At 62.8% G+C, this 12,662-nt stretch carries 9 protein-coding genes; 2 read left to right on the top strand and 7 right to left on the bottom strand.

What is annotated here, in order from left to right:
- Window positions 1–138: 138 nt before the first annotated feature.
- The 3 genes from CBW66_RS12020 to hppD all read right to left on the bottom strand — a co-directional run bounded on the left by CBW66_RS12020 (window position 139) and on the right by hppD (window position 6,766).
- Window positions 139–1,629 (bottom strand): S41 family peptidase, encoded by a 1,491-nt coding sequence (locus CBW66_RS12020; protein WP_086140313.1) that lies wholly within the window; start codon window positions 1,627–1,629, stop codon window positions 139–141.
- A 124-nt stretch (window positions 1,630–1,753) separates the two neighbouring features.
- The gene (locus CBW66_RS12025) at window positions 1,754–5,350 is read right to left on the bottom strand and encodes an indolepyruvate ferredoxin oxidoreductase family protein (RefSeq protein WP_086140312.1); all 3,597 of its coding nucleotides are present in this window, start codon (window positions 5,348–5,350) and stop codon (window positions 1,754–1,756) included.
- Between the two features lie 288 nt (window positions 5,351–5,638).
- Window positions 5,639–6,766, bottom strand: coding sequence for a 4-hydroxyphenylpyruvate dioxygenase (gene hppD, locus CBW66_RS12030; RefSeq protein WP_086140311.1), 1,128 nt, complete (start codon window positions 6,764–6,766; stop codon window positions 5,639–5,641).
- A 125-nt stretch (window positions 6,767–6,891) separates the two neighbouring features.
- Here hppD and CBW66_RS12035 point away from each other — a divergent pair, with 125 nt between their 5' ends.
- Window positions 6,892–7,416, top strand: a complete 525-nt coding sequence (locus CBW66_RS12035) for an Lrp/AsnC family transcriptional regulator (RefSeq protein ID WP_086140310.1) — start codon at window positions 6,892–6,894, stop codon at window positions 7,414–7,416.
- Here CBW66_RS12035 and CBW66_RS12040 read toward each other — a convergent pair.
- The 4 genes from CBW66_RS12040 to CBW66_RS12055 all read right to left on the bottom strand — a co-directional run bounded on the left by CBW66_RS12040 (window position 7,408) and on the right by CBW66_RS12055 (window position 12,026).
- Window positions 7,408–8,112: a GNAT family N-acetyltransferase gene (locus tag CBW66_RS12040; protein ID WP_070313027.1), complete on the bottom strand. Its 705-nt coding sequence runs from the start codon at window positions 8,110–8,112 to the stop codon at window positions 7,408–7,410. The genes CBW66_RS12035 and CBW66_RS12040 overlap by 9 nt on opposite strands.
- 85 nt (window positions 8,113–8,197) lie before the next feature.
- Window positions 8,198–9,295 carry a multifunctional CCA addition/repair protein gene (locus CBW66_RS12045; RefSeq protein WP_086140309.1) on the bottom strand — a complete coding sequence of 366 codons (1,098 nt, stop codon included), beginning with the start codon at window positions 9,293–9,295 and terminating at the stop codon, window positions 8,198–8,200.
- A 12-nt stretch (window positions 9,296–9,307) separates the two neighbouring features.
- On the bottom strand, window positions 9,308–10,024 hold the full coding sequence (locus CBW66_RS12050) for a glutathione S-transferase family protein (RefSeq protein ID WP_086140308.1): 717 nt from the start codon (window positions 10,022–10,024) through the stop codon (window positions 9,308–9,310).
- Between the two features lie 22 nt (window positions 10,025–10,046).
- Entirely contained in the window at window positions 10,047–12,026 is a 1,980-nt protein-coding gene (locus CBW66_RS12055) for a lytic transglycosylase domain-containing protein (protein ID WP_086140307.1), read from the bottom strand.
- A gap of 104 nt (window positions 12,027–12,130) precedes the next feature.
- On the opposite strand from CBW66_RS12055, the gene CBW66_RS12060 reads away from it, so the two are divergent.
- Window positions 12,131–12,658 carry a 5-formyltetrahydrofolate cyclo-ligase gene (locus CBW66_RS12060; RefSeq protein WP_086140306.1) on the top strand — a complete coding sequence of 176 codons (528 nt, stop codon included), beginning with the start codon at window positions 12,131–12,133 and terminating at the stop codon, window positions 12,656–12,658.
- Window positions 12,659–12,662 lie beyond the last annotated feature (4 nt).

The following is a 12,662-nucleotide window of genomic DNA, read 5'->3' on the forward strand; positions in this document are numbered from 1 at the left end:
AAGGCGAAAGATATCAAGATGCCAGCAATTACAGAACGAATGGATTCATCTTTCTATATATCAAAATTGTTATATAGAAAGATTTATGAGCAGAAAGGCTTCTGCTGCCATGGCAAGTCCATCGCAGAAGCATGCGCCTTACTGGCGAATGAGGGCAATTTCCTTGTAAGCCGGGCGCAGCAGCCGTGCGGCCGTGTCGGCCGGACTCTCCATCGAACTCAACAGCCTGAGCGCGCCCGCGGCCGGGGCACAGCTGCCGCTGCTGCGGTAGCGCAGCGCCGCCGCCAGCATGCCTTCGGCAGGATCGCCCAGCGCGTGCTGGTAATCGTCCGTCACGTCGCAGGTCGGCGCCATGCCATCGGCGAAGTCGCCAAAGCCCTTGGCGTTGACGCCCTGGAACTGCACGGCGAAATACGTGGTGCCGCAATTCGGCGCGGGATAGAAACCATACGGCTTGCCGCACGTCGTGCCGCCGATCAGGTTGACCTGCACGTCGACGCCGCGCAAGCCGTTGATGATGGCTTCGCTGGCCGAGCAGGTATTGCCGGTCGTCAGCAAGGTCACGCGCTTGAGGCCCAGCGAAGGCAGCGGCGTCCCCTTGGGCAGGGGATTCGGCCCGGCAAAGCCCTGGCTTTGCGTGTGGAATGGCACGGGCGCTTCCGGCCGCGTCTTGTCATTGACCAGCACCTGCTCGAAGGTCTTGCCGGTGGTGACTTGCGGACCGGCAATCATGTAGGCGAGCTCGCTGGCGACATCGAGGTAGCCGCCGCCGTTGTAGCGCACGTCAAGCACCAGGTCGCTGATGCCGGCCGCCTGGAAGCGGCCCATGGTCTCGACCAGCTGGCGTTCGGCCACGTTGTTGTGGGTGTTGAAGGTCAGGTAGCCCACCTTGCCCGTGGGCGTGTCGATGATGCGTTCGTTTTGCACGGCGCTCGTGCTGACGTCCACCGCCTGCAAGTTCGCCGAGAGGGGCGAGCCATTGCGGCTGAACGCCAGCGTGTGCATGCCTTGTGCTTGCGGGAACAGGCCGGCGTTAATGGTCTTCACGCTGGCAGCGTCGGAGGCATTGACGAAATCGGTGCCATCGACGGTTTGCAGCTCGTCGCCACGCCGCAAGCCCGCCAGGTCGGCCGGCGAGCCTGGCTCGACGATCGAGATCACGGCCTTGCGCGGCGGCGTGCTGCGCGTCAGCGCCAGCAACATGCCATAACCGAGCTCCACGCCGTTGAGCGAGGCTTCCCATTCGGCCGTCGTATACGTGAAATGGAACTGGTCCTTCGGCTTGCCGGACGCCGTCGTGGCCGTTGTTTTGAGCACATCGAAATACGCCTTGGCCGTGGCAAAGCTTTGCGGCAGATACGTGGTCGGCACTTCGCGGTACCACAGATACGTTTCGTCGATCCAGCTGCGCACCCACTTCTGCTCATCGAGCAAGCTGCCCTGCTTGTCGATGCCGCTGCCGCTGCGCGGTGCCTCGCAACGGTTCGCCACCGTGGAGGAAGCGACCAGCGCCGTCGGTGTCACGGGCGGGACGACGGGCGCGCTGTCGCTGCCGCCGCCTCCTCCGCCGCAGGCACTCAACACACATACGAGGGAAACAGCGAGGGAGCCAAGTCGCAGGGAATGCATAAGAAACTTTCCATAAAGAAATTATCGAAAAATTATAATGCGTTTCGCCAGCAAGCGTTGTTTTCTTTGACACAAAAGAAATGGCGCCCGCAGGCGCCATTGCTACAGCGAGGAACTCACCCCATCACGCCACGGTGGCCGCCACGGGTGCTGCCACGACGGGCGGCAGCGGCGCCGGCGCATGGAAGGCGAGCAACAGACTCGCTTCCTTCTCTTTCGCCGCCTTCAAATGACGCTCCTTCACGTGGCCATAGCCGCGGATGTCTTCCGGAATGCTGGCAATGGCCACGGCTTGCGCCAGCTTGGCCGTCGTCAGCTTCGGCAACAAGCCGCCCACCGTCGCGCGGTATTCCGCGATCAGCGCACGCTCCATCTTGCGCTCGGCCGTATGGCCGAACACGTCAAAGGCCGTGCCGCGCAAACCCTTGAACTTGGCCAGCACGCCGAACGCCTTCATCATCCACGGGCCATATTCCTTCTTGATCAAATGGCCGTGGGCATCCGTTTTCGCCATGATCGGCGGCGCCAGGTGGAACTTGAGCTTGATGTCGCCTTCGAACATGGACGCGATCTTCGCCTGGAAGGCGCCGTCCGTGTACAGGCGCGCCACTTCGTACTCGTCCTTGTAGGCCATCAGCTTGTAGAAGTAGCGGGCCACGGCTTCCGTCAGGCGCAGGTGCGGGCCGTTCAGCGCGCTTTCGGCGGCGCGCACCTGCTTGATGAAGTCCAGGTACTGCTGTGCATACGCGCGGTCCTGGTAAGCCGTCAGCAGGGCCACGCGTTTTTCGATGATGTCGTCGAGCGTGTCGATGCGCTTGAATTCCACCACCTTCGCTGGCGTGGTCATGCGCACCAGGCTGGCCGCATCGTGGGCACCCGCGCGGCCCCAGTTGAAGGCGGCCTTGTTGAACGCCACCGAGACGTTGTTCAAGTCGATGGCCTTCATGATGGACGCTTCGGTGAGTGGCACCTTGCCCTTTTGCCAGGCGTAGCCGAGCATGAACATGTTCGTCGCGATCGAGTCGCCCATCAACGCCGTGGCGATCTGGCCAGCGTCGATGAAGTCGACATGGTCGCTGCCGCAAGCCTTCTCGATTTCCATGCGCGCGGAAGCGCCGGGGAATTGCCAGTCCGGATTCTTCACGAAGGCGGCCGTCGACGAGCTGGTCGAGTTGATCATGGCCCAGCTGCGCCCCTCTCCCATGCGCGACAGGGCGTCGCGGCTGGCCGTGACGATCAAATCGCAGCCGATCACCAGATCTGCCGCACCGGTGCCGACGCGCGTCGAGTGGATGTCATCCTGGCGGTCCGCCAGGCGCACGTGCGACATCACGGGGCCGCCCTTCTGCGCCAGGCCGCTCATGTCCAGCACGGAACAGCCCTTGCCTTCCACATGGGCCGCCATGGCCAGGATCTGGCCGACGGTGACCACGCCCGTGCCGCCGATGCCGGTGACCAGGATGCCGAACGGCTCGGCCGTCGATGGAATGGCTGGCGTCGGCAAGGCCGGCACGGCTGGCGCATCCTTGTCGGCACTGGCCGCTTTTTTCGGCTTTTTCAAGCCGCCGCCTTCCACCGTGACGAAGCTGGGGCAGAAACCCGTCGTGCACGAAAAATCCTTGTTGCAGGACGACTGGTTGATCTGACGCTTGCGCCCCAGTTCCGTTTCCAGCGGTTCCACCGACAGGCAGTTCGATTGCACGGAGCAGTCGCCGCAGCCTTCGCAGACGGCTTCGTTGATGACGGCGCGCTTGGCCGGGTCCGGATATTCATTGCGTTTCCGGCGGCGGCGTTTTTCCGAGGCGCAGGTCTGGTCGTAGATCATGGCCGACACGCCGGGCATGTCGCGCAGTTCGCGCTGCACGTCCATCAGTTCGGAACGGTGGCGCACGGTGACGCCTTCGGCCCAGGCGTAATCGTCCGGGTATTTTTCCGGTTCGTCGGTGACGACGATGATCGGGCCCACGCCTTCGGCGGCGATCTGGCGCGAAATGATGGCCGGCGATAGCGGCCCGTCGAATTCCTGGCCGCCCGTCATGGCCACCGCATCGTTGAACAGAATTTTATACGTGATGTTGACCTTGGCCGAGACGGCGGCGCGGATGGCCAGGATGCCCGAGTGGAAATACGTGCCGTCGCCAAGGTTGGTAAACACGTGCTTTTCATTCGTGAACGGCGCCTGCCCCACCCAGGTGACGCCTTCCGCGCCCATGTGGGTAAACGTCGACGTCTCGCGGTCCATCCACAGCACCATGTAGTGGCAGCCGATGCCGGCCAGGGCGCGCGAGCCTTCCGGCACCTTGGTCGAGGTATTGTGCGGGCAGCCGGAGCAGAAGAACGGCGTGCGGTCCTTTTGCGGATCGGGTTTGACGCTGATGGCCTTGAGGACGTTTTCCTTCGCTTCCAGGTAGGCGATACGTTCCTTCACGCGCTGCTCGACGGGGTGGCCCGCGTAGTAACGCGAAATGCGGCTGGCGATCGCGCGGGCGATCATCGCCGGGTTCAGCTCATACGTGGCCGGCAGCAGCCAGTCGCCGTGTCCGGTGCCCTTCTGGTTGCTCCATTCGCCCGTGTCGTCGAACTTGCCGACCACGCGCGGCCGCTCGCCGTCCTTGAGGTTGTACAGCTCTTCCTTCAGCGCGTATTCGAGAATCTGGCGCTTTTCTTCCACCACGAGGATCTCGTCGAGGCCCTTGGCGAATTCGTGCACGCCGTCCGCTTCCAGCGGCCAGGTCATGCCGATCTTGTACAGGCGGATGCCGATGTCGGACGCCGTCTGCTCGTCGATGCCGAGATCCGCCAGGGCCTGGCGCGTGTCCAGATACGATTTGCCGGCCGTGATGATGCCGATGCGCGCCTTCGGGCTGTCCCAGATGATCTTGTTGAGCTTGTTGGCACGCGCATACGCCAGCGCCGCATACCATTTATAGCTGTTCATGCGCACTTCTTGTTCCAGCACCGTGTCGGGCCAGCGGATGTTCAAGCCGCCGGCCGGCATCTCGAAGTCGGTCGGCAGGGTGATCTGCACGCGATCCGGGTCGAAATCGACGGCGGCGCCCGACTCGATGATGTCGGTCACGCATTTCATCGACACCCACAGGCCCGTGTAGCGGCTCATGGCCCAGGCGTGCAAGCCGTAATCGATGTATTCCTGCACCGACGACGGGTACAGCACGGGGATGCCGCAGGCGTTCAGGATATGGTCGGACTGGTGCGCCGTGGACGAGGATTTCGCCGCATGGTCGTCGCCGGCCAGTACCAGCACGCCGCCGTGCTTGGCGGAACCGGCGTTGTTCGCGTGCTTGAACACGTCGCCGCAGCGGTCGACGCCGGGGCCCTTGCCGTACCACATGCCGAACACGCCGTCGTATTTCGCGTCTTCGAACAGATTCGTCTGCTGCGTGCCCCAGACGGCCGTGGCGGCCAAGTCTTCGTTCAGGCCCGGATGGAATTTGACGTGGTGTTCATCGAGGTATTTCTTGGCCTTGATCGCCGTCATGTCGACGGACGTCACAGGCGAACCGCGGTAGCCGGTGATGTAGCCGGCCGTATTCAGGCCAGCCTTGAGGTCGCGCTCGCGCTGCAGCATGGGCAGGCGGATCAGCGCTTGCGTGCCCGTCATGAAGGCGCGGCCACGCTCCAAGGTGTATTTGTCGTTCAGGGAAATTTCGGACGCGTGCGCGCCCGGCCCAAGACTCGAGCCCTTGATTGGTGCATTCATTACTTGTCTCCATTATTCTCTGTGCTACGCGTGCAAAGTCGGTTGAACTCACACGTACCGGCTGTGCTTTTTGGGCAATGCCGGTGCGGAAAAATGACTTGTTTGTCGTAGACTACCACAGGAAGGCGCGCAGTTCTTTTGCTGCACTGCACTCCTGCGTTCGTGCCTTTTGCTGCTTTTTTGCGGGCATGTCGGATTACGCTGCGCTAATCCGACCTACAGCCAGGATAGACCATGTAGGTCGGCTTAGCCGGAACGGCGTAAGCCGACAAACAGCCCGGCACCAGCTTACGCCGCGCTCGTATCCTGCAGCACGCCGCGCTTGATCTGGTCCAGCTCGATCGACTCGAACAGCGCGCGGAAGTTCCCTTCGCCAAAGCCCTGGTCGCCCTTGCGCTGGATGATCTCGAAGAAGATCGGGCCGATCACCGTCTGCGTGAAGATCTGCAGCAGCAGTTCGCGTTCGTTTTCCGTGCTGCGGCCATCGATCAGGATGCGCAGGCGGCGCAGTTCTTCCAGCTGCTCGCCGTGGTTCGGCAGGCGGCGGTTGACCAGCTCATAGTACGTTTCAATCGTGTCCTGGAAATCGATACCCGTATCGCGCATGCCTTGCACGGAGGCGTAGATATTGTCCGTGCCCAGCGCGATATGCTGGATGCCTTCGCCATGGTACTGATCGAGGTATTCGGCGATCTGCGACTTGTCGTCCGACGATTCGTTGATCGGGATGCGGATCTTGCCGCAGGGCGAAGTCATGGCCTTCGATTTAAGGCCCGTCAACTTGCCTTCGATATCGAAATAGCGCACTTCGCGGAAGTTGAACAGGCTTTCATAGAACGTCGCCCATTCCTTCATGCGGCCACGGTGCACATTGTGCGTCAGGTGGTCGATATACGTCAGGCCGTGGCCGACGGGGTTGGCAACGGCGCCGGGAATGGCGACGAAATCGACGTCATAGATGCTGATGTCGCCGATGCCGCCCGGTGCGGCCGCGCCTTCCTTGTCGGCGCCCTTGCCGCGCCAGCGGTCGACGAAGTACAGCAGCGAATCGCCGACGCCCTTGATGGCGGGGATATTCAGCTCCATCGGGCCGGTTTTGTTATCGAAACCCCAGGCGCCCAGTTCCAGCGCGCGGCGGTAGACGAAGGCCGCGTCGTCGACGCGGATGGCGATGGCGCACACGGACGGGCCGTGGTGGCGGGCAAAACGCTGCGCGAACGAATCCTGTTCGGCATTGATGATGAAATTGATGTCGCCCTGACGGTACAGGGTGACATCCTTGTGGCGGTGGCGCGCGATGGCCGTGAAGCCCATGTTCTCGAACAGCTTGCCCAATGCTTTTGGGTCTGGTGCTGCATACTCGACGAACTCGAAACCATCGGTACCCATCGGGTTATCCCAAGGCTGAAATTGCATGATGTCTCCTCCAAGAAGTAGCGCACAGTATAGGCGTGGGTCACGGGCATTAAATGCCAAAGATCTCCCGAACAATCATGATTTGCGCAATAATATTGCGTGAAACACGAACCACCGGAGGAAGCATGAGCAAAATTACGCTGGATAAAACGGATCGCAAGATCCTCTCCGTCCTGCAGGCCGATGGCCGCCTGTCGAACCAGGACGTGGCCGAACAGGTCAGCCTGTCGCCGTCGCCATGCTTGCGCCGCGTCAAACGGCTGGAAGAAGCGGGCGTGATCCGCCAGTACGTGGCCCTGCTGGACCCGGAAAAGATCGGCCTGGGCTTGCTGGCCTACGTGAACGTGCGGCTGGAAAAGCACAGCGACGCCACGGCCCACAGCACGGCGCGCGTGCTGGCGCCGAATCTGGTGACGAATACCTCGCCGCGCGCCGACTTCGCCGTGGCTGTGGCGCATTGGCCGGAAGTGGTGGCCTGCTACGCGATGACGGGCGAAATGGATTATCTGTTGCGCGTGCACGTGGAAGATATGGAGCACTTTTCGCGCTTCATGATGGCGACCCTGCTGCGCCACCCGGCCGTTCTGGACGTGAAATCAAGCTTTGCCTTGCAGCGCATCAAGGATACGACGGCCCTGCCCTTATTGTGATGGCGGCCCGGGCTGCTTCTTGCGCCCCGGCAAGCGCTCGAACAGTTTGCTGGCGGCGCGCGCATTCGCCTTGAATGTGTAGTCGAACATGGCGAACTGCTCCTGCACGGCTTCCTGCAGCATGCTGCTGGGGTTCGGCGGCAACAGTTTCAAATATGCGTCGGCTTCGCCATAGTCGCGCTGGATTTCCATGCCCGCCTTCTTAGCAATATGCATCATCGTCTTGTTGGACGACAAACAATGCATGTACAGGGTATCGACATCGTTGTTGCGGCAGTGAATCGCCGCCCGCTCGAACAGTTTCGAACCGACGCCCATGCCGCGCATCGATTTCGACACGGACACGCCGAACTCGGCCACCTGCTCCTTGTCCGTCACCACACTTTTCGCCGGCGACTGGTCCTTCGGCGCAAACGCCAGGTGGCCCACGCCCACCAGTTTGAACAAGCTGTTGTAGACGCCGTAAATCATATCGCGCGAGAAATCCATCTTCTGCACGTACTGCGCGACGAGTTCATCGGGCAAGGCGCTGCCGAAGCGCAGCAGGCGGTCGCTTTTCTCGAGCGACAAGAAATGCTTCATCATGCGGCGCCGGTCGCGCTCGTGCAACTGCTTGACGAGCACGGTCGGACGCCCGCCGCCGCTACGGCTGAGCCAGCGGCGAAACGGGTTTTGAAACAGCTTGGGTAAGGTCACGTCGACTCCTGGAAGCGGTGCTGCGGCACGTCAGGCCGATATTGTGCAGTGCAGCATCCACCGTATTGTAGCGTATTACCGCCATTCAAGCCTGGACCAGGAAGGCCGCCACGGCCGCCACCCGCGCCGCATGGATGACTTCGGGAATGCGTTTCGGCTCCGTACAGCCTTGCGCCAGCGCCCCCGCATTCACGCCGCGCGCCGCATCGAGGCCACCCTGCAGCCGCGCCGCCTGGGGAAAGTCGCCGGAGACCAGAGCGTCGCACGCCACGGCTTGCAGCATCTGCACGAAGCGCTGCGGCTTGCGCCAGCCGTCGCAGCGTTCGCACAGACTGACGATGGCCTCGGCGCCCAAGTCCAGCGCGCCGTTGATATGGTCCAGTTCGCGCGCCGCCATGACGGCCAGCTCACGGCACTCGTTGGGCACGCGCAGGCGCTCGCTCAGCTGCTCGATGGCCTCCTTGCTCATATGCAGCGTCAAGGCGGCAAAACGCACGGACAAGTCATGACCTTGTGCGGCGGCATGGTCGACGACTTGCAGCAGGCGCTCGCTCAGCGCGATTTCCCCCATGATGCGTTGCAGGGCGCCGCACTGGTGCAGCACCGTCAGCATGCGCGAGGGATGGCTTTCCATCAGTCCCTTGGCCACTTCCTGCCACACGCGCTCGGCCACCAGGGCGTCGACTTCGCCATCGGCCACCATCTGGCGCATCAGGGCCAGGGTGGCCGGCGCGACGGTAAAAGTGTCGAAGCGGGCGGCAAAGCGGGCCAGGCGCAAAATGCGCACGGGGTCTTCGCCAAAGGCGTCGGAGACGTGGCGGAAGATTTTGTTGCGAATATCCTCAACGCCGCCGAACGGGTCGGTCAACGTCCCGTCCTCGGCCTGGGCGATGGCATTGATGGTGAGATCGCGCCGCACCAGGTCGTCTTCCAGGGTGACGTCGGGCGCCGTGTGGAAGACAAAGCCCCGGTAGCCGGGGGCCGTCTTGCGTTCCGTGCGGGCCAGCGCATATTCTTCCTGCGTCTGCGGGTGCAGGAAGACGGGGAAATCCTTGCCGACGGGGCGGAAGCCCTGGCGCAGCATGTCTTCGGGCGTGGCGCCCACGACGACGTGGTCGTGGTCTTTCACGGGCAAGCCCAGCAGTTGGTCGCGCACCGCGCCACCGACCGTGTATATCTTCATAACACTCTTTTCTTAATCAGGCAGTTCCGCGTCGTGCTTGGGCGCCGTTTCCGTTTCCGCCAGCGCTTCCGCGATCCAGCGCGCGACGGCCGGGTGCGCCTGCACGCGCTCGCAATACGCGTTCAGTGCCGGCGCCAGCGACACGCCATACGTGCGGAAACGCATGACGACGGGGGCAAAGTACGCATCGGCGATGGAAAACTCGCCAAACAGGAACTGGTGATGGCCGAAGCGCGACAGGCACTCTTCCCAGATTTCGCTGATGCGGCCAATGTCGGCCTGCGCGGCAGCCGTGCGACCCCGTCCCGGCAACTTCGCCTTGATATTCATCGACATGTCCGTGCGCAAGCCGGTGAAACCGGAATGCATTTCCGCGCAGACACAACGCGCCATGGCGCGCGCAGCCACGTCTTGCGGCCACATGTGTTTGTCAGGAAACTGCTCGGCCAGATATTCGCAAATGGCCAGGCTGTCCCAGATCGTGATCTCGCCCGCCAGCAGCACGGGCACCCGGCCGCAAGCCGAATATTCGGCGATTTTGGTGGCCGTGTCGCTCTGGTCGAGCAGCACGCGCACTTCGTGGAACGGAATACCGAAGGCCGTCATGGCCACCCACGGCCGCATCGACCACGACGAGTAATTCTTGTTGCCGATGATCAGAGTCAGTCCCGGCTCGCGGGCGGCGGCCAGGGTTTGCGTCAGGCTGGGGTCAAGGATGGTCGTTTGCATAATCAGCTAATCCAGGTAAGGTTCAAGGCAAATCGGCCGCGACGGCGCTGTTTTTCGGTCCCACGGTGCCCAGGCGCGCTTTCAGCGACTGCGGGCTTTTTTCGAACAGGGCCGCGTAATACGTGGCGTTGGCCATCACGTTTTTCACGTAGCCGCGCGTTTCCGTGTACGGGATCGTTTCGGCGAAGACGGCGCCTTCCAGCGGCCGCGTCATCGTGGCGCGCCAGATGCGCAAGCGCCCCGGGCCCGCGTTGTAGGCGGCGCTGGCCAGCACTTGCGAACCGTCCAGGCCGCCGAGCACCATGTTCAGGTAGTTCGTGCCCAGCAAGACGTTCGTGCGCACATCGCTCAAGGTTTCCGTGACGAAATCGGTCAGGCCGATCTTCTTGGCGACATAACGTGCCGTCGATGGCATAACCTGCATCAAACCGGACGCGCCCACGTGCGACTGCGCATCCATGATGAAGCGCGATTCCTGGCGGATCAAGCCATACACCCAGGCTTTATCGAGGCCCAGGGTTTGCGTGGCAGGGTGCATGACGTCGTCGTGCGGCGTCGGATAGCGCTGCGTATAGTCCACTTCCAGGCGCGTGCGGTCCGAGGTGTTGACCATGCGGTCGAGCACATTGTTCTGGCGCGCAAACTCCGCGGCGGCAAGATGTTGCCTGTCCGTCATCGAACGCAATTCCCAGTTCCACTCGCGCGTGCCTTCGAAGCGCAGGCGCATATTGAAAAATTTCAGCGCCCGCTGCAAGCCCGGATTGGCGGCCATGGCGGCGATTTCCGCCGGGCTGACCGGCTGGCCCGGCGGCGGCAAGACCAGGTGGTTGCCCAGCTCTTCGTTCGCCAGCAAGCCATAGAAATTCGATTGATCGCTGATCGTGCGGTACAGGGCGTCGGCCTGCGCATTCGGGCGGCCCGGCGTTTCCGCCTGTTGCGCGCGTGCCAGCCAGTAGACCCAGGTCGGGTCCGTGCGCAGGGACGCGGGCATGGCCTGGATCGCCGCCTTCACCTGGGGCCAGTTGCCTTCACGCAAGGCGATACGCGCCTTCCATTGCATCTGCTCCTGGGTCAAGGGCGCGCCAGTGGTCTTTTGCCAATAATCGAACGCTTCCGGCGCCAGCGAATACGATGCCTGCAAGGCCAGGCTGGCCCAGCCGATGGCTTGCTCCTGCGGCGTCAGCTGCGCACTCGCCTTTTGCAGCGCCACCACGCCCAGTTTCAAGGTGCTTTTCGCCATGCGGCCGACGGCTACCAGGTACATCTCGTGGTCGGCGCGACTTAGACCGGGGCCCTTGGCCAGCACCAGCGCGGGCAAATCGATCGCTTGCGCCATCTTCGCGTCGGACGCGCCCAGCAGCAGCGCGATGCGGCGCGCCGGTCCCGTGGCGTTGGTCTGGCCCGCCAGGCGGATCTGCGCCCACAGCTCGTTCGTGTCGAACTGGCCGTTTTGCGCCAATACAGCGATCAGGCTGCCGCACGCTTCGCCATAGCCAGGCGGCGAGACGAGCAGCTTGCGCGCCTCGGGCGCCACGTTCTGCCCCTTGGCGGCGCGCGACATCAGCGCATAGCACTTGAGCTGGGTGTCATCGTCGAGGGCGAATTGCGGGTATTGTTCATCGAACACGACCCAGTCGCGCTTGCGGCCCAGTTCCAGCAGCCAGTCGTTGCGGAAACGGTCGGCGATGGCGCTGCCCTTGTAGCGGTTCAGGTAATCGCGAAATTGCGCCTCGGTCAGCAGTTTGACGCGCGGTTTCAGCCGATAATAGTCAACATACGATGGAATCTGGTAATTCGTCAGGCGCCCCGCATAGAAGTCGGCTTTTTCGACGTCATCCTTGCGCGCGGCGTCGCGCAGCAGCAGGAAGGCATCGTCCTCGCTGCGCGTGTCGGGAGCGGCTGGGGATACGGTGGTCGATACCTGGGCCAGGGCGGCCAGGGGAGACAAGGCCGATGCAACACACAGCATCGTGCCGGCAATCCATTTCAGTGGGGAAATCAATGTACGACTCTCAATCTTAACTTGATGGTGATATGAATAGCGACCCTAGAATAACATGCGATCCGGCTACACGGCCACCCATTGCGCCACAGGAAAAAGCCGGCTTGCGCAAAGCCTTGCTGGCGGCCAGACGCGCCCTGCCCGCCGCGACGCGCGCCGGGTGGGATGCGGCCATCGCGCAGCGCCTGCTGGACTGGTGCGCGCAAGAAAATGTCAAGGAACTGGGCGTGTACTGGCCCCTGCACGGCGAGCCGGACCTGCACGGCGCATATGTGCAGCTGGCCGCGCGCGGCGTGGCGCTCAGTCTGCCCGTGGTGCTGGAAAAGCACGCGCCGCTGGCATTTTCCGACTGGACGCCGGGCGAGCCCATGGTCAAGGATGGCATGGGTGTGGCCGTGCCGGCGGCACTGCGCCTGCGCCCGGCGCCCGCCACCCTGCTCGTGCCCTGCCTGGGTTTTAGCCAGGAACGCTTTCGCCTCGGCTATGGCGGCGGCTATTACGACCGCACCCTGGCGGCCACGCCCCGTCCGCGCACCCTCGGTATCGCCTATGCCTGCCTGGCGGCCAGCTTTCCCAACGGCGAATACGACATCGCCCTCGATCACATCGTGACCGAGGGCGATCTGCTCTGAAAAG

The sequence above is a fragment of the Janthinobacterium sp. GW456P genome (assembly GCF_002127655.1).
Lineage (GTDB): Bacteria > Pseudomonadota > Gammaproteobacteria > Burkholderiales > Burkholderiaceae_D > Janthinobacterium.

What these genes read in the sequence shown, in the direction of transcription:
- CBW66_RS12020 (WP_086140313.1), bottom strand. Translation starts at nt 1,629, where the DNA reads ATGCATTCCCTGCGACTTGGCTCCCTCGCTGTTTCCCTCGTATGTGTG.
- CBW66_RS12025 (WP_086140312.1), bottom strand. Translation starts at nt 5,350, where the DNA reads ATGAATGCACCAATCAAGGGCTCGAGTCTTGGGCCGGGCGCGCACGCG.
- hppD (WP_086140311.1), bottom strand. Translation starts at nt 6,766, where the DNA reads ATGCAATTTCAGCCTTGGGATAACCCGATGGGTACCGATGGTTTCGAG.
- CBW66_RS12035 (WP_086140310.1), top strand. Translation starts at nt 6,892, where the DNA reads ATGAGCAAAATTACGCTGGATAAAACGGATCGCAAGATCCTCTCCGTC.
- CBW66_RS12045 (WP_086140309.1), bottom strand. Translation starts at nt 9,295, where the DNA reads ATGAAGATATACACGGTCGGTGGCGCGGTGCGCGACCAACTGCTGGGC.
- CBW66_RS12050 (WP_086140308.1), bottom strand. Translation starts at nt 10,024, where the DNA reads ATGCAAACGACCATCCTTGACCCCAGCCTGACGCAAACCCTGGCCGCC.